At 57.2% G+C, this 16,390-nt stretch carries 13 protein-coding genes; 2 read left to right on the top strand and 11 right to left on the bottom strand.

Annotated features, from left to right (window positions below):
* Nucleotides 1-39: 39 nt before the first annotated feature.
* The 7 genes from ACCC96_RS07135 to ACCC96_RS07105 all read right to left on the bottom strand — a co-directional run bounded on the left by ACCC96_RS07135 (nucleotide 40) and on the right by ACCC96_RS07105 (nucleotide 10,810).
* Nucleotides 40-1,038: a hypothetical protein gene (locus ACCC96_RS07135; protein ID WP_413695322.1), complete on the bottom strand. Its 999-nt coding sequence runs from the start codon at nucleotides 1,036-1,038 to the stop codon at nucleotides 40-42.
* A gap of 159 nt (nucleotides 1,039-1,197) precedes the next feature.
* Complete coding sequence (locus tag ACCC96_RS07130) at nucleotides 1,198-1,803, bottom strand: hypothetical protein (protein WP_413695321.1); 606 nt, start codon at nucleotides 1,801-1,803, stop codon at nucleotides 1,198-1,200.
* A 144-nt stretch (nucleotides 1,804-1,947) separates the two neighbouring features.
* On the bottom strand, nucleotides 1,948-2,418 hold the full coding sequence (locus tag ACCC96_RS07125) for a hypothetical protein (protein ID WP_413695320.1): 471 nt from the start codon (nucleotides 2,416-2,418) through the stop codon (nucleotides 1,948-1,950).
* Complete coding sequence (locus tag ACCC96_RS07120) at nucleotides 2,415-7,394, bottom strand: RHS repeat-associated core domain-containing protein (protein WP_413695319.1); 4,980 nt, start codon at nucleotides 7,392-7,394, stop codon at nucleotides 2,415-2,417. The genes ACCC96_RS07125 and ACCC96_RS07120 overlap by 4 nt, the downstream gene beginning before the upstream one ends.
* Nucleotides 7,391-8,116, bottom strand: a complete 726-nt coding sequence (locus ACCC96_RS07115; protein ID WP_413695318.1) for a DUF4123 domain-containing protein — start codon at nucleotides 8,114-8,116, stop codon at nucleotides 7,391-7,393. The genes ACCC96_RS07120 and ACCC96_RS07115 overlap by 4 nt, the downstream gene beginning before the upstream one ends.
* Nucleotides 8,117-8,120: 4 nt before the next feature.
* On the bottom strand, nucleotides 8,121-10,163 hold the full coding sequence (gene tssI / locus ACCC96_RS07110; protein WP_413695317.1) for a type VI secretion system tip protein TssI/VgrG: 2,043 nt from the start codon (nucleotides 10,161-10,163) through the stop codon (nucleotides 8,121-8,123).
* Between the two features lie 131 nt (nucleotides 10,164-10,294).
* On the bottom strand, nucleotides 10,295-10,810 hold the full coding sequence (locus ACCC96_RS07105; RefSeq protein ID WP_007900657.1) for an Hcp family type VI secretion system effector: 516 nt from the start codon (nucleotides 10,808-10,810) through the stop codon (nucleotides 10,295-10,297).
* Nucleotides 10,811-11,243: 433 nt separating this feature from the next.
* On the opposite strand from ACCC96_RS07105, the gene ligD reads away from it, so the two are divergent.
* Nucleotides 11,244-13,787: a DNA ligase D gene (ligD, locus tag ACCC96_RS07100; protein WP_413695316.1), complete on the top strand. Its 2,544-nt coding sequence runs from the start codon at nucleotides 11,244-11,246 to the stop codon at nucleotides 13,785-13,787.
* A 144-nt stretch (nucleotides 13,788-13,931) separates the two neighbouring features.
* On the opposite strand, the gene ACCC96_RS07095 is transcribed toward ligD, so the two are convergent.
* The 3 genes from ACCC96_RS07095 to ACCC96_RS07085 form a co-directional block, all read right to left on the bottom strand.
* Nucleotides 13,932-14,213 (bottom strand): DUF3303 domain-containing protein, encoded by a 282-nt coding sequence (locus tag ACCC96_RS07095; RefSeq protein ID WP_007937010.1) that lies wholly within the window; start codon nucleotides 14,211-14,213, stop codon nucleotides 13,932-13,934.
* Between the two features lie 212 nt (nucleotides 14,214-14,425).
* Complete coding sequence (locus ACCC96_RS07090) at nucleotides 14,426-14,827, bottom strand: hypothetical protein (protein WP_007937009.1); 402 nt, start codon at nucleotides 14,825-14,827, stop codon at nucleotides 14,426-14,428.
* Nucleotides 14,828-14,959: 132 nt separating this feature from the next.
* Nucleotides 14,960-15,250: a hypothetical protein gene (locus tag ACCC96_RS07085; RefSeq protein ID WP_026345742.1), complete on the bottom strand. Its 291-nt coding sequence runs from the start codon at nucleotides 15,248-15,250 to the stop codon at nucleotides 14,960-14,962.
* Between the two features lie 255 nt (nucleotides 15,251-15,505).
* Between ACCC96_RS07085 and ACCC96_RS07080 the strand changes: the two genes are divergently transcribed.
* The gene (locus ACCC96_RS07080; RefSeq protein WP_018925601.1) at nucleotides 15,506-15,850 is read left to right on the top strand and encodes a cupin domain-containing protein; all 345 of its coding nucleotides are present in this window, start codon (nucleotides 15,506-15,508) and stop codon (nucleotides 15,848-15,850) included.
* Nucleotides 15,851-15,865: 15 nt separating this feature from the next.
* Here the strand turns inward: ACCC96_RS07080 and ACCC96_RS07075 are convergent, their stop codons facing one another.
* Nucleotides 15,866-16,318, bottom strand: coding sequence for a chromate resistance protein ChrB domain-containing protein (locus tag ACCC96_RS07075; protein ID WP_258669237.1), 453 nt, complete (start codon nucleotides 16,316-16,318; stop codon nucleotides 15,866-15,868).
* Nucleotides 16,319-16,390 lie beyond the last annotated feature (72 nt).

Here is a 16,390-nt window from a genome sequence, read left to right as displayed (position 1 = left end):
AAGTCTGCGTCTTGCGTTCGATCATCTAGTTAAAGAAAGTCAGACTTCTTTTCTCCATGCGGAAAAGGTGATGGCTGTTCCTTCTTCCTCGTTATCCTTGATCTCGATCTTGTAGGTGGCACCACCCGCAACGCCTTCAATCAATGCCTTTTCATCGTTCGCACTTAACTCGGCACCCTTGGCATTCTGTTTGTAAAACTCGACGACGTCGGAGAACTCGGTATAGGTTTTCAGCATGACCTCGAAATCATGTCGTGGGCGGCCTGCCAATTCGTCGAAGTCACCGTAAATCGGTGCGCCTTTCATGCCGGGCGTGGTGTACACGCCATCGACGCCGGCGCCCGCCAGATGGGCATTCTTCGGAAGCAACGGGAGCATCGCCTTCGGGAAGTCGGAAGGTAATTGCGAGGCGTTCCAGGAGTCTTTTTTCGGATCAGTGGTGATGTATTCGACCGTGGCAATTTTTTGCGCTCGAGCGCGTGTTTCGGGATCTTCACTTTCGGCCCAATACGCGATCAATGGCGGCAACTGTTTGCTCCAGACAATGATTGGGTCAGCGTCGCTCTTCTTGGCGCCTTTCGCCTGGAAGATGGTCAGCACGGTTTCTGGACCGGGATTGCAGGACAACGACTCTGTGCGTGATTTGACGGTACAGTGCCCATTGACCAGCCCAACGGCGATCAACTGCCCCTTTTCGTCCAGCAACAGCGCGCCGCGTTCGTCGCCGTGGTTACCGTCATCCATGGCGGCAAGCATCTTGCGCCCGGCAGGCACACCTTCCTCAAACGTCGAGAACTCTGAATCGAGAGATTCCAGTACTTGCGTCACGATCAACGAGCCATCGTTGGTGTAGCTGCCTGTCGCGTAACCGATGAAGTCAATCAAGGCGGCCCGTATCGCCGGATCTTCGTTGAGCTGTGGTGCGTGCTCCGGGGCAGGGTCGTTGGTGAGCAGCAGCACAGTGGCACCGTCTTCGCGCTTTTCTGATCGAAGTGACAGCGCAACGGCGTCAAGAGAAAGGGTCAATGCCAGAAGCATGGCGAATGGTCGTGCAACGGTAACCAAGGGTTCATTCCTTTGTTGGGTGGTGATCCGGTTTCTTTGGGAGTGACTTGTCGATGGCAATGCATCGGAAGCAAAAGGGGGACAGATTATTTTCATGGTCACGTAGAAACAAATCTGTCTCCACCATGGTTTTTAATATCGACGAACTCCGAGCGAGCCTGTCTTCTTGGTTAACGCTAAGGTAAATGCCTCCTCCGACGTGAACTTCAGTGTTTCCAGCCAGCTCATAAACCACTCGACGTCCAGTGCCGCGAATATCTTTAGCCACTCAGCTTTTTTGCCTTCGCAAGCGGGTACTGCTGTCCCACTCAGTCCATGACCCTTGCCTTCGAAAAACAAAAAGTAGTCATCGTCGTAGCAGTAGCCGATCAATTTTGGCCAGTCAGCGCTGTGGGGTTGCTCCGGTACAAGATCCTTTTCGGCAATCACATAATAATTTCGGACTTTGTGGGGCTGTAGGGGAGGACGGTAGCTAGAAAGCCAGATCAGGCATTGAGTTGCTTTATCGGAGTCGTCCATCCAAGTCGATACTTTCTTGTCCAGTTCCGTAAATGTTCCTGCGGTGCCCATGCGATAAAACATTAACCAACCGTCTCGTCCTTCGTTGACTATTAAGTAGGTGTACCCATGAGCTTCGACGGTCAGCGACCAACAGCCGAAATATACTCGCTGATCCGAGAACTCGGTGACGGTGAATCCAGCATGTTGAACAGCATTTTGCAGATCGGGATAAGGCAATTGGCATACTCCTAGCAAAGTCTAAGTTCGCACCTTGAATTTTGCGCCTCCTCCGTGAGGAGGGGGAGGTCGGCCAGACGATTCTCAGGTTTGTTTTCATGAGCGCTTAGAAAATAAATCTGTCCCTTTGTCCTTATTTTATGCTTATAAATTTTCTAGATTTGTTGGTCCGCCATCATTTAGAAGTTTTGTCATTCGCCGATTGTAAAGCTCAATGTCTTGTGCGTTGTTGGCTTTGTTCAGTTCTTGACGCAGGAATTCCATGGAGTTAGATATTATCTGCTTTTCATTTCTAGACAAGTCGCGGATTAGATCGAACCCATTTGCAGCTAGGGCTGGAATCTTTTTTCGCATGTAGTAATAACAGCCAATATTTTCGAGAAGATCATTTGCATCTTCTACGGTGTTATTAATGGTTGCTACGTATTTTTTGAACGCGTTTGCTAATATGGACTCTGGACTTTTTTGTGTTTTTAGAAAGCCGCAAAGTCCTTGCCAGTTAATGATGTGTAGCTGAGTTCCCCAGTCAGGATCTTTCGTGAAATAAACGCCAGCCCCTCTGAAGTAGGCTGGGAATTCGTCTCTATTTAGCGCTTTTTCAAAGTTGCTGATCATTGGAGTTGTTCCCAGTCGTCAAATTGGCTCAGAAGTTTGTTCATGTCAGCTCCGTGATTGATTTTTTCGGACCCGATCAGGGCTGCTTCCTTCGTTCCGCTTTTTGTTTCGCCTCCAGGTACCCATTCTTTTGGATAGGCACCTGCTTCATTGCCATTTGGAATTTCATATTTAAATCTAGGATCATCAGGCTTGATTTTGACGAGGTAGATTTTGGCGGAGGAAAGGTCCGAGGAACCAAGGTTGAGCTCCTTGTTGAGCACTTGCCAGTTACCCCCACTAGCTTTGTATTTGGCAACCACGGTATCCATCTCTGATGGCAATCCTACAAATTTTCTAGGAGGGAATGTTGGATAACTAGAGCGTTCAATCCATTCGTCAATAACGACAAAGGAGCCTCCCTGCTGCTTGAAGGCTTCTTCGTGCATATTTACATAATGCTCCGGTAGATATTCACGTGTGTCAGCCGGCCTATTTCCTTTTTCAAGGTTAATCACTTCATCGTACTTAGCCTGGGACATGGGAATATTGTCGGGCTTCGTTGCATTTGCCGAATTATTGGGCAGCTTGCAATCAGGGCCAGGACACGTTGAACTCAACCCCAACGGATCCACCCACCCCGTAGGGTTAGGCACGTACTGGTAGTTGTTCAACCCACCCGCAAGCTTGATCGGATCCGGCGTCAGATACCGCCCAGTGCCCGGATTGTAGTAGCGATGCCGGTTGTAATGTAAGCCCGTCTCAGCATCGAAATATTGGCCCTGGAAACGCAACGGGTTTTCGATTTCTGCGATATCGAGAGTAGCGAGATTGCCGTAAGCGCGGTATTTCGCCGACCACATGATCTCGCCGCTGTAGTCGGTGAGTTCCTGCGGCGTACCCAGGTGATCGAGTTGGAAGTAGAACGGCGTGGCTTCAAGTGGGCCTTCACCATCGAGCATGGCCAGTGGGCGGAAGCTGCCGGGTTCGTAGATGTAGCTGCGATAGCGGTTGTCAGCGCTTTCGGCGATGAGACGTTCGCCTTGCCACAGGAATTCCGTGGTGTGGCCATCGACGGTTTTGGCGATGCGGCGGCCGAAGGCGTCGTACTTGTAGCTTGCGATGCTGCCGCCGGGGAGGCTGACACCGATCAGGCGATGTTGGCAGTCGTAACGATATTCGGTGACGAGTTTCTGCCCGGTGCCGCGACGTTCGCGAATCAGGTTGCCGTGGGCGTCGTAGTCATAGTGGCGGTCGCCCTGCATGAGCAGGCGGTTGCCTTTGACGTTGGCAAGATTCGCGGCCGGCTGGTCGCCTTGGCCCAGGAGGTTGCCCGCCGGGTCGTGGGCGAAGCTTTCAGGCGTAGCTCCGCGCACACTGATCAGGCGATCGAGCGGATCGTAATGGTAGCTGCGGTTGCCTTTTCGGCTGTCGTCGATACCCGCAAGATTGCCGTTTGCGTCGTAGGCGTAGCGACGACGAAACAGGTTACGGTCCTGCTGGCTGACGGTGTGAGCTTGCAGTCGGCCTTGTTCGTCGTATTGGTATTGGCTGAGCAGCAAGCCTTGCTGGCGTTGTTGTTCGCGACCAGCGCTGAACTGGTGCGTGGTGAGGCGCGAGCCGTTGAGGTCGATGCTGCTCAGGCGACCGCCGGGTTGGTGACGGTAGTCGAGTTTGCTGCCGTCGGGGAGGCGGCAGTGGTTCAGTTGGCCGAGTTTGTCGTATTCGTAACGCGTGGTGCCCCAGCCCTGATGTTCGGTGATCAAGCGGTCTTGCAGGTCATATTCGTAGGCGAGGGGCCAATGACCGTCGTCGACGTTGACCAAACGGCCGAATGCATCATAGGTGTAGTGAATTTCCTCGCCATCGGCCAGGGTTTTCACCAGCAAGCGGCCGGCGGCATCGCGCTGGTATTCGGTGACCAACTCACTGCCGTCTTCGCCGAATTCGGTTTTCTTCAGCAGTTGGCCGTTGAGGTCGTACTCGTAGGCAGTGCGGCGACCGTCGAAACCGGTTTCCTGTTGGATCAGGCCATTCGGGTAGTAATCGAGGTGGTAGTGCTCGCCACGTTCGTTTTCGATCTCAGTGAGCAGCAAGCGTGAGTTGTCGTAGCGGTAGCGAAGCTGGCTGCCATCCGGGTTGAGGCGACGGCTGACCAGGTGCAGGCCATCGGCGTATTCGTAGCGGGTGACGCGGCCCAGTTCATCGCGTTCGGCAGTGACTTTGCCGTAGGCGTTGTAGGTGAATGCGCGCGTAGCGCCGCCAGGCAAAGTGATTTGTGCGAGGCGGTTGGCAGCGTCCCATTGGTAGTGGGTGATGGCGCCGGTTTCTTCCTGACGGGTGATCTGCCGGCCCAAGGCGTCGTAGCGATATTTGCGCTGGCCGCCGTCCGGTAGCTGTTCTTCGAGCAGCTGGCCGAGGTTGTTCCAGCCCAGTTGATGACGGCTGCCGTCGGGGTGACGGATTTCCAGCAGACGGCCCTGGCGGTTGTAACTGAAGTGGGTCGAATTGCCGTCCGGGTCGACTTGTTCGGTGATGTCGCCCTGATCGTTGCGCCAGTATGTCCACTTTGCCGGGCCACGGTTCACCACACGGACGTAGCCGTGGTAGTACTCGTAAGTGGTGGTGGCGTCTTCCGGCGGAATCACCGCAACCAATCGACCGGCTTCGTTGTACTGGTATTCGGTGACGGCGCCGAGTGGGTCTTTTTCGGCGATCAGACGGCCCTTGTCATCGTAGGCCTTCAGGTGTTCGGCACCATCCGGGTCGACTTTGGCGACCAGTCGAGCCTGATCGTCGTGTGTGTAGACCTCTTCGCTGCCGTCAGCGTTGGTAACGGTGACGCTGCCCTTGTCATCCCAGGCGTAATGCGCGTCCATCTGCGAGAAGCTTGCCCAGTGATGGATGCAGCGGGCTGACTTGCCTTCTTTTTCCCATTCCCAGTAGAAGCTGGCACCACCCGCCAGTTGCCGCTCGAGAATGACGTTCTGCTCGTTATAGGCATAACGCTCGGCTTCACCGGCTGCGTTTTTGGCTTCGATCAGGCGGTGCTGGGCGTCGTAGCCATAGGTGACCAGGGTCTGGACAGTGCTCCAGGCATCTTCCAGGTTATCCGCCGGGCTAAACTGCTGGTAGTCGATGGCGACGATGTGTTTGCGGTCGTAACGCACGAGGAGGGCGCGACCGACGCCGTTATCGACACGTTTGATTCGTCCGTGAATGTCACGGGTGATGTGCAGGCGGTTGTCGTAGTTGTCGCTGATGGCGATCAGCGTCGCACCTTTGCTGTTGTAGCGGAAGTGGTAGAACTGGGTGCGTTCGCCGGCTTGGGTGAGGATCAATTCGGACGGATCGTCGCCAAGGAAAATTGCCGCTTCCGACAGGCTGTTGGTGATCGCCGGGCGCTGCACGCTGGGCAACGGGAAGGTGGTGACGCGGTTTTCGTGGTCGGTCCAGACCACCTCACCGTCGTTGATGTCGACGCGTTGCGCCAGGGCATGGCTCCAGCCGTAACCGAGGCCACAGTCGATTTCTGCGGCGCTGGTGCGATAGAGGCGCGTCCAGCTGAAGGGCAGCAGGCCACCGAGTTCACCGTCGGTCAGCGTCAGCAGCTCTTCGCCAGTAACCATCGATACCGGGCAACCATTGGTGCAGGTTTTCTTTGCACAGGCAGCGCTTTTGTCGTCAGGTGTTTTCGACTGAGTAGAAGCGTCGTCGACCTTTTCCTTTGGTGCGAGAGTAGTCTGTTTTTCTTTCTTGCCACGCGGAAACGAAGAAGCGTCTTTCACTTCCTGCTTCGGCGTATCCGTAGTCTTCGGCAGCTGATTTTTAGAACCGTTGGCGGCTGCCTCGTCGATTTTGAGCGCCGCCGTTTTGGTCGGCTTCATCGGTACGCTCTTGGCACTGGCAATCAGTGGCTTGGAAACCTCCGCGTGCGCTGGCAGGCTGTGCTTGCCGCTTAGACTCATCAGTTTCGCGGCCAGTTCTTCAAGGTATTTGAGCGCTGTGCCGGACTTGACCGTGGACAGGGTTTTGGTCCCCACCCGCACCGCGATCCCGGCACCGCCAGTGAGGCAAATACCCAATACCACGTTGATCAGGAATTCCGACGCAATGGCCGTCACCACGTCAACGATGACTTGCGGTGGCAGCATGCCGACCCACGCCACAATCGCCGAGACGTAAATGAACATCAATGGTTCGTCACTGAGGATCAGCAGACCCGAAGCAATGGACTCCTTGGACGCGGCGTAGAGCTTGTCGATCTCGACATCCGACAGGTACTTGCGCAGCTTTTCGAGGTTTTCCTTTGGGTGTGCGAGCAGTTCGAACAGGCTTTTGATGTCATCCCACAACCTGAGCAGCGCCTTCTCCAGACCATCCATCGCCCGTTTCAACAGAATGACGGAACGGCCCGCGCGGTCAGCAGCCGAGTAACTGGCCCACTGAGGCTGGAACTTGCTCGACCATTCACTTTGCAACCAGCCGTTCAGATTGCCGATCACTCCCTGGTAGGAGTCGTAGAGTGCTTTGACATTGCTTTGGGATACGTTCGGGAAAAAGGTGATGCGATACATCTGGCCCTTCTTGCAGCCGTCGATCACCTTGATGCCGCTCGGGCCGATCGTTGTTTCAATAACGGGGCCGGTGACGTCGTCGTAGAAAGTACCTTTGGTGACGGGTTCCAGTTTCACTGGTGTGTTGCCGATCGGTACGAATCGTGCTGACTCGAACATGTGGATCAGCGTGAAGTCGCCTGCCAGAGGGCAGGTCGCGTAGGTCTCGACCTTACCGGTTTTGGTCTTGCGTTTGGTCACGCTGACTTCATTGCCGACCTTGAAGGTTTGGTCGACATCCAGTGCCCAACCGGTCAGGAAGCCATCCGCCCATTCCTTGTAATCGCTCAGGCAGTTCTTGAAGTCTTTGAGAATCAGGTTCACGTCAGGGGTTTTGGCGTCCAGCACGCGCAGGACCAAGGTACCAATCGGGGTATTCATGACGTGACTTCCTTTGTCAGCTGAGCAGCAAGACGCTCTGCCAAATCTTCTGTATTGGGTTGTTGGCGAACGAAGCGCTCGACCTTTTGGCGCAAGTTATTTTCGGGAAAGGCGAAGAACAGTTCCGGGCAGTCCTCTCCCAGCCACTGCATCAGGTTGTCGACAACGGTGGTGTGATCTTTTTCCGTCAAACTATCGAGCAACTTTTGCGGCACCTCCCACCACGGCCATTCCTTCGCTGGCGGTACGGCCCTCGGCCCCACTTCCAGGCTCTGGCCATTGATCAGATAACGGTCAAACACCGGCAATACTTCACCCGCGCCAGCACCTAGCCCTTCAAGAATCGGGTAAATATGTCGCCCGTCCCAGAACCGGAAAAACACTTCGGTCCCATCGGGCATACGCACCTGGGTCAAACTGCGCAGGTGCTCGAACACCACGTCCGGCGTACTGGTGGACACTGCCAGCCAACCCCAGTCCTGGGCATCGGTTTCGGTGATCCATTGCAGAAAACCAGCATTGGGTTTCAGCTCGGCGAGGTAAGGCATGACGGGCTGCCAATCGGCGTAAGGCGTGCCGCTCCAGATCGGAATCAGTTCCGGCGCCATATGTTGCTGGTAGAAGGCCTTCAGTGGCTCGGCATCACTGGCCGCACTCACAATCAAGTACAACCGCTCACCCACCCGCAACGGCCGTTCAGCCAGCCAAGCCTGTGGAGTCATCGGATCAGATCGCACAAGCACCTGCCTTACATTTCTCGCACTCTTCACAGAACGGCGCATTGCGCTTCAGCGTATTAATCTGCGCAGGGGTCAACACCGCACCAGCCTTATCCGCATCAGCCTGTTTCAGCGCCCCAGGCATCAGCGGTGCCGCTCCAGTGCCGCTGCCCGGGCTGCCGCCGGAGTTCATGTTGATCGCCGGTCCGCTCAGCGTCACGCCGCTGGCATCGATCTTGATGAAGCTGCCGCCGCCCTTGAGGGTGAGTTCGCTGCCGGCTTCGAGCACGACTTTCATGCCGCTGCTCAGGTGGATCTCCTGGCCGGCTTCGATGAATTGGCCGGTGCCGACCTTGATGTGTTGATTGACGCCTACGGTCAGGTGGTCGTTGGCGCGGGCTTCGACTTTGCGATCGGCGTAGACAGTGTGGTGTTCTTCGGCCTTGAATTCGCTGTAGCTGTTTTGCTCGACGGTGTCGTGGCGTTCGTTGCCGACGCGGATTTTCTGGTCGTGCTCGACGTTTTCGTCCCAGTCGCGCTGGGCGTGCAGGAAGATCTGCTCCTGGCCCTTTTTGTCTTCGATGCGCAGTTCGTTGAAACCGCCGCCGCCCGGAGAGCTCAGGGTTTTGAAGGTGCTGCGGGTCTTGTTCGCCGGCAGGGCGTACGGGACGACGTTTTCCTTGTGGTACAGGCAGCCGCTGATCAGCGGTTGGTCGGGATCGCCTTCGAGGAAGCTGACCAGCACTTCCATGCCGATGCGTGGAATGGCGATGCCGCCGTAGTGGGCGCCGGCCCAGGCGGAGGAGACGCGCAGCCAGCAGCTGGTCTTGTCGTCGGCCTGACCTTCGCGGTCCCAATGGAATTGCACTTTGACGCGGCCGTATTGGTCACAGTGGATCTCTTCACCCTTGGGGCCGGTAACCACGGCGCTCTGGCTGCCGAGGATCCGTGGCTTGGGGTGGTTCAGCGGCGGGCGATTCGGCACGTCCCAAGGGGTGGCCTGGAAGCGGTTGCGGTAGCCCTGATGGAAATCGTCTTTGAGGTTGGTGGTGCTGCTGGTCACCGACTCTTCCAGCACTTGCGGCTGTTTGCCTTCGTGGAGGATTTCGGTCAGCAGCCACAGGTCGTTCCACTTGGCCTTGGGGTGTTGGGTCAGGGCCAGGAAGTGGCCGCTGACCAGCAACGGCTGATCGCTTCGGCCTTCGGCCAACTGGAAGTCGCTGCGGTGACGTTCGAGGGCGCGTTTGGCCAGATGCTTGCCGCGTTCGCGGTCGATGAAGCGGCCGGGGTAGTCGTAGTCTTCGAGGTCGGGCAGGGCGTCGCCACGGTTCTCGCTTTCCAGTTTCAGGCGCGGTTTTTCGAAGTCGTAATCGCGGCGGGTGGTGCGGCTGGTGCGGGTTTCCAGGCGCAGGTCGAAGCGCTTGATTACCGGGTCGTTGGCGACCATGCCGGAGTCTTGCTGATAGGCCACGGGCGCGAGTTTCGGGAACACCGTCTGGTCATCGCCGAACACCAGCTTGTGGGCCGTGGCGCTGTGCTGGAAGTGGTAATGGATACCTTCTTCCTCGCACAGGCGCTGGATGAACTGCAGGTCCGATTCATCGTACTGAACGCAGTAAATGCGCTCGGGATAAATCGCCCCGACTTTGAATTCGTAGGCATTGCTCTGGATGCCGTGCTCTTCGAGGACCATCCCGATGATTTTCGGCACAGTGAGGTTCTGGAAGATGCGTTGGTTGATGCGGTGCGCCAGGTAGGACAGCTGCGGGCGCAAGGTCACGGCGTAGCGGGTCAGGCGTTTGCCCGAATCGCCCTGGGCGGCGCGGTAGATCTGGCCATGAATGCCGCTGCCGTCAGGCGAGAGCTGCAAAAAGGCCGGTTTGTGCAATAGAGTTTCGAGGTCCAGGGACGGCTGCTCACTGACCAGTTCCACCTCAAACACAAAAGGCTGGCTGATGGCTTCCCGACCTTGCAGGGCAAGGACCTGGAGATCGTTTTCCAGACCTTCGACAGTCAGGGCAAAGTGAGTCTGATTGGCCGGCGCGAACATCCCTTGTTCCTCGTGCAGTGCTGCGGCGCACGCCTACACCCAAACGGGCGCTTGCGGACGCGAAAATTCCTGGAAGGCGCAAATGACATCGACCAGCAGAGCTGGCCGATGTTTGGAACCGTCAGCCGCGATTAAGCGACTGGAACACGCCAGTCATCGGAACCCGAAGTACCGGATACTTCGTGGGTCCAGGTGATTTTGCGGTAGGTGAATTGCACTTCTTCCAGGTGCGTGAAGTGCGAGTTCGACGGATCCTGGCAGTTGTGCATTTTGTTGTTGATGGCGACGATGATCGCGTCTTCCAGTTTGGTGGTGTAGTAGTGCTCTTGGGTACCTTGAGCAGAGGTGCGGTACCACTGGATAACGATTTCGCTCATGCGCTCGCCGGAGGTCAGCGCCGCTTGCAACAGTGGCGAAGACTTGTCGTATACCTTGGTGATCACGACTGGCTTGTGTACACGCTGACCGGTCGGTTGGCCGGACTGTGGGTCACGCGGGATGATCACGTCGTGGCTGAAAGCCTGAACCATGACCTGGTCTTCGTGGCCTTCCTGGTAGGTGTTGCCAACGGAGTCGGCGGTGAATGCGCCGGCAGTGATCAGGCCTTGTTTCTCGCCAGTAACGGACATGTACGCTGGTGTAGCCATGGATGTGCTCCTTGCTAAAAGTGAGGGTGCCCGGGAGGCGGTATCGCCCGGTGGGTGCCTGACTGTTATCAAGGAGCGTGCCAGAAATATTTTTTGTCATATAAATCAGGTGGTTGAGGATATTTTTTAAACGTGGAGAGGTTTTTCGGCAGCGATTACCTGAAAAAGTGCGCAACTTCTTGCGCAGTGGTGCGCAAGAAGTTGCGCACTCGGCTGGAGGGCTTGATCCACCTGGCGTTCAGCGTTGTCGAGGTGTTTTTGGGACGAATAACTGCGCAAGAAGTTGCGCATCAAGGCTATGAGCGATCATCCCGATAGACCCAGCCGTCTGTCCGGGCAATTCCAGTGGCGATGGAATTTTTTTCCGGACCTGTCGCTCTGCTGATGTAGAGACGTGCCGATTCAGCGTCCGCCAGCGAGCACCCGGTAAGCCATGAACAAGACCCTGGACGATTACAACCGCATGCGTGACTTTGTGGCGACTCCGGAACCGGCCGCCGCCAAGCGTTCGGGCAAAAAAACGGTGAAGGATCATGCGCTGCAATTCTGCATTCAGAAACATGATGCCTCGCACCTGCACTATGACTTTCGCCTGGAGCTCGATGGCGCGCTGAAAAGTTGGGCCGTGCCGAAAGGCCCGTCGCTGGACCCCAAGGTCAAGCGCCTGGCAATCCACGTCGAAGACCATCCGCTCGATTACGCCACGTTCGAAGGCACCATTCCCGAAGGGCATTACGGCGCCGGCGAGGTGATCGTTTGGGACCGTGGGGTGTGGATTCCCCAGGGCGACCCTGCCAAGGCGTACGCCAAGGGCCGGCTGAAGTTCGAGTTGCAAGGGGAGAAGCTCGGCGGCCTGTGGAACCTCGTGCGCACGCACATGCCGGGCAAGCAGGAGCAATGGTTCCTGATCAAGCATCAGGACGGCGCGGCCAGGCCCGAAAGCGATTACGACGTGGTCGCCGCCGAGCCCGACAGCGTACTCAGCGATCGCACCATTGTCGCCAAGTCGAAACCCGGTCCCGTAAAAAAGCCAGCGGCGAGGGCGCGCAGAGAGCGCTCATCACAGCTGACAGGCGCTTGTAAAGCCAGGCTGCCGGAGCTGCTCAAACCCGAATTGGCGACACTGGTGGAATCCGCACCGGACGGCGAATGGAGCTATGAGATCAAGTTCGACGGTTACCGGGTCATGGCGCGCATCGACCACGATGAGGTCAAACTCTTCACCCGCAACGGTCACGACTGGACCCACAAATTGCCGGAGCAGGCTGCAGCGCTGGCGGCGTTGGGCCTGGAATCGGCCTGGCTCGACGGCGAAATAGTGGTGGCGGACGAGCAGGGTGTTCCGGATTTTCAGGCGCTGCAAAACGCCTTCGATGCCGGACGTAGCGCCAGCATCGTTTACTACCTGTTCGATTTGCCTTACCTCAATGGCGTGGACCTGCGCGAAGTTCCTGTTGAAGAGCGCAGGACGGTGCTGGCGACTGTGCTCAAGCCCAATGAAAACCCGCTGTTGCGGTTCTCCGACACGTTCAACGAGTCCCCGGAGGCGTTACTCGACAGCGCCTGTAAAATGCACATGGAAGGGGTGATTGGCAAACGCCTGGGCTCGCCTTACGTGTCCCGGCGCAGCAGTGACTGGATCAAACTAAAGTGCAAGCATCGGCAGGAATTCATCGTGGTCGGCTTCACCGATCCCAAAGGCTCGCGCAGTGCCTTTGGCGCGTTGCTGCTGGGGCTGCACGACCGTGACAGCGGGGAATTGCGCTATGCGGGCAAGGTCGGCACCGGATTCAGCGAGGCGAGCCTCAAGCGTCTTTACGAACAACTGAAACCGCTGCAGACGAAAAAACCGTCGGTGGTCAACCCGCCCACCGGTGTTGAAGCCAAGGGTGTGCATTGGCTCAAACCCGTTCTGCTGGCGGAAGTGGCCTTCGCCGAGATGACCAAGGACGGCTCGGTGCGCCAGGCCGTGTTCCATGGGCTGCGCGAGGACAAGCCTGCCGCCGATATCACCGAGGAGCGTCCGACAACCGTGAAAACCTCAACCACTAAAACTAAAACCTCCCAAGCGGCACCGTCACAAGTCGGCCTGGAGCAGGGCAAGGTGCGCATCACGCATCCGGATCGGGTGATCGATGCCAGCAGCGGCACCACCAAGATGCAATTGGCGGAGTATTACGCCAGTGTCGCCGAGTGGATTCTGCCGCAACTCAAGGACCGGCCGGTGGCGCTGGTGCGCGCACCGGACGGCATCGCCGGCGAACTGTTCTTTCAGAAGAACGCCGAGAATCTGGCCATACCCGGCATTGTCACTCTGGACAAGGCGCTGACCGGCCAACCGATGATGGTCATCAACAATGCCGAGGCTCTGATTGGCGCAGTGCAGATGAGTACCGTGGAGCTGCACACCTGGAACGCCACGTCGGTTGATCTGGACAAACCCGACCGCTTCGTCCTCGATCTTGACCCGGATCTGGCGTTGCCCTGGAAGAGCATGGTCGAAGCGACCCGGCTGACCCTCACGGTGCTGGATGAGCTGGGGCTCAAGGCATTTCTCAAGACCAGCGGCGGCAAAGGGATTCACCTGGTCGTACCGCTGACCCGCAAACACGGTTGGGACGAGGTCAAGGACTTCAGCCACGCGATTGTCAGTCACATGGCCAAGCTGCTGCCGGAACGTTTTTCCGCGGTGTCGGGGCCGAAAAACCGGGTTGGGCGCATCTTCATCGATTACCTGCGCAACGGTTTGGGCGCCACCACGATCTGCGCCTACGCCGTGCGCACCCGCGAAGGGCTGCCAGTGTCGGTGCCGATCTTTCGCGAAGAAGTGGCTGAGCTCAAGGGGGCTAATCAATGGAACCTGCACACCGTGCATGAGCGCCTGGCCGAGGTGGGCGATGAGCCCTGGGCCGACCTGAAGAAAACCCGGCAGACAATTACTGCCGAGATGCGGCGGCGGATCGGGATGAAAAAATAGTGAATCAGAAGACTGTGGCGAGGGGGCTTGTCGGAACGCCGCATCGCCCCGTTTGAGTGCGTAGCACTCACAAGATCTTTGGGACATCGGAGATTTTGGGGCTGCCTTGCAGCCCAACGGGGGCAAGCCCCCTCACCACAACAACTATTGCTTGCCGACTGCGGCAGCGAGCAGCGGCGCCACCTGTTCATCGGTCAATGCGGCGTGGACTTCCATGTTCATGAGGTCGCTCCATTCCAGCACCCACTTCTGAATCGCCACTGGATCACTGGCCTCGGCAATGCCCACACCACTGGAGCCGCCGACAGCATGCCAACGCCCCAGCATGCTGACGCCTGCGGGTGGGGCACCACCGGTCTTGAGAAAACGTTCGATCGCGCTGTTACGTTGCTGCGGACTGATGGACCAACGGACCATGAATAACATCTGCCACCTCCTGCTACGGACTGGCACCTTTGATCTTCGCGTTCCTGGCTGGCGCCGGGGCCACGGTCACGCCTGAGTTTCCAGCTACGTCCTGGCTGGCCTGAAACCTGTTCTCCCATGAGAAGGCATAGCAGCGGACCGTGCCGCGCGTACGACCGCTGATCCTGTTTCAGGGCATTCTAATGAACGTATCGGGATAACGGTGCAAGCCATCAGGCATCACGCAACAAGTCGTTGGCATTGAGCAGCTCGTAGGCGACTTCCGGATGTTTCTCCAGCCCTCGGCGAATGGCCGCCGGGATCGACTGACGGGTTTTGCGGCACAGGCCCGGCAGTTCGCCCAAGGTGATATTGATACCGCGCATGGTGCGCACTTCATTGAAACCCGGAGCGATCTCCACGCGCAGACCCAACTGCTCATACATTCGCCGTTGCAGACGCTCCAGGTCGCTCAGGCTCTGGAGGTTTTCCAGGCGTTCGATCAGGCGTTTCTCTTCCGACTGGGTCAGGCTCAGGATGCGCAGGTCCGTGCCGGGAGTTTCCAGCAGCTGCTCACGCTCGCAGATGCAGGCACCGGGAGGGCAGGGTTGGCGAATCGGAAGAGAGGTCGTCATGGGGTTCAATCATAGAGCGCTATGATCGGGTTTGCCCATGGGGTAGTTGTAGCTTTGAGCGTGATGTATTCCGTCGATGCAACACGCCTCCTGTTTACACAGTGTCTAGTGTGTTGCATCGACCGGTTGAATCTATTTTATCTGCACAATCACCGGACCTTCCGTCACGATCGGTGGTTTCGCCTGGATATGCGAAGCATTTTTCTGAATCCAGTCGCGCGCGACTTTCAAGCTTGCATCGGTGCCGGTCTTGTCTGTGCAAACCGTCACTGATGTACCGCCATCACCCGTATTGAGTAGTGTGTAGCTTACGATGCCAGGCACTGTCCGCAGGGCCGTTTCGACATCGGCATTGCGCTCTTCCAGAAACTCGAAAAGCTGCTTTGCTCCAGCACCCAGGTAAGTTCTTATCACCGCATACATAGTCGTCTCCTCTGGGAGTACCGTCTTGATGCCCATCCAGATCCGCTGATGGCCGCCATCACTCCGGTATCAGTTCACCCCCGATTTATTCAGCTTAGCCAAACGTCGGCGACAAGCGACATGCCACGACCACCGGCCACTTTTGGCAGTCTAGCGACGGTTGGCGGCGACCGTCGCCGGGCGGATTTACACCTCTGTCTGTTCTCAGGGTCTTTACTTCCAGTCAGGCCCTGTATGTACAGAGAGGAGAGCACGATGAGCAACGAACAGGCGGCACCCGAAACGCAAGGTGTGGCGGTGAAGTTACTGGCAACGGTTGACCTTGGCCCCGAGATCGAAGGCATGGCAGGGCGCCAACTTAGAATGCGCATGGTGACCATCGAGCCTGGAGGCGTCTTCGGGCCGGTTCACAACCATAAAGACAGACCCGGCACCGTCTACATACTGCAAGGAACCATTACCGACCATCGAAACGGCGTCGCCACGGATTATGGGCCGGGCGTGGGCTGGCCCGAGGACAGGAACACCACGCACTGGCTTGAGAACCGGGGCACGATTGCGGCGGTGGAGATCTCGGTCGACATTGTCAGGCAGGAGTAAGTTCAGGCCCGACATTCACATCTGCGGAGGCCAATTATGCGACTCGCCCTGACACTCCTTGCACCAGGCATAGAGGGCGTCATACATGATCAAACCATGTGCCAGCATTTCGTGGTCATCGGCATAACGCTGCGATAGTCCCAGCGAAATCGCATAGAGCCCAGCCGATTGCGGCGTCAGATCCAGGCGGGAGGTATCTGCGCCGCGCACGATTTCGGCCAACTGCTGCAAGGCAGGATCACTGAGCTGGTACTTCTTCAGGAACGCATCGAAGCTGCACAGCTCACCTACGTGGGAAAGCTCAACGCCCGGAATGTCATAAGGCGTTGCATTTTTCTCAACGGCAATCTGCAAAACCTCTCTGCTGGGCACGTACAAGAACTCGGCCTCAGGGTCGATAAAACGGGTGATCAGCCAAGGACAGGCAATGCGATCAATTTTGGGTCGTTCACGGGTAATCCACCTCATGGAACACCTCCTGCCTAATTCAGTAGGCTGGGTGATCTGGCAGGCCCGGTGCCCGCCAGAGAATAGTTGATC

The organism is Pseudomonas sp. Pseusp11 (assembly GCF_047304405.1).
GTDB lineage: Bacteria > Pseudomonadota > Gammaproteobacteria > Pseudomonadales > Pseudomonadaceae > Aquipseudomonas.
This window is presented reverse-complemented; position numbering and strand designations above follow the sequence as displayed.

What these genes read in the sequence shown, in the direction of transcription:
- ACCC96_RS07135 (WP_413695322.1), bottom strand. Translation starts at nt 1,038, where the DNA reads ATGCTTCTGGCATTGACCCTTTCTCTTGACGCCGTTGCGCTGTCACTT.
- ACCC96_RS07125 (WP_413695320.1), bottom strand. Translation starts at nt 2,418, where the DNA reads ATGATCAGCAACTTTGAAAAAGCGCTAAATAGAGACGAATTCCCAGCC.
- ACCC96_RS07120 (WP_413695319.1), bottom strand. Translation starts at nt 7,394, where the DNA reads ATGAATACCCCGATTGGTACCTTGGTCCTGCGCGTGCTGGACGCCAAA.
- ACCC96_RS07115 (WP_413695318.1), bottom strand. Translation starts at nt 8,116, where the DNA reads ATGACTCCACAGGCTTGGCTGGCTGAACGGCCGTTGCGGGTGGGTGAG.
- tssI (WP_413695317.1), bottom strand. Translation starts at nt 10,163, where the DNA reads ATGTTCGCGCCGGCCAATCAGACTCACTTTGCCCTGACTGTCGAAGGT.
- ACCC96_RS07105 (WP_007900657.1), bottom strand. Translation starts at nt 10,810, where the DNA reads ATGGCTACACCAGCGTACATGTCCGTTACTGGCGAGAAACAAGGCCTG.
- ligD (WP_413695316.1), top strand. Translation starts at nt 11,244, where the DNA reads ATGAACAAGACCCTGGACGATTACAACCGCATGCGTGACTTTGTGGCG.
- ACCC96_RS07095 (WP_007937010.1), bottom strand. Translation starts at nt 14,213, where the DNA reads ATGTTATTCATGGTCCGTTGGTCCATCAGTCCGCAGCAACGTAACAGC.
- ACCC96_RS07090 (WP_007937009.1), bottom strand. Translation starts at nt 14,827, where the DNA reads ATGACGACCTCTCTTCCGATTCGCCAACCCTGCCCTCCCGGTGCCTGC.
- ACCC96_RS07085 (WP_026345742.1), bottom strand. Translation starts at nt 15,250, where the DNA reads ATGTATGCGGTGATAAGAACTTACCTGGGTGCTGGAGCAAAGCAGCTT.
- ACCC96_RS07080 (WP_018925601.1), top strand. Translation starts at nt 15,506, where the DNA reads ATGAGCAACGAACAGGCGGCACCCGAAACGCAAGGTGTGGCGGTGAAG.
- ACCC96_RS07075 (WP_258669237.1), bottom strand. Translation starts at nt 16,318, where the DNA reads ATGAGGTGGATTACCCGTGAACGACCCAAAATTGATCGCATTGCCTGT.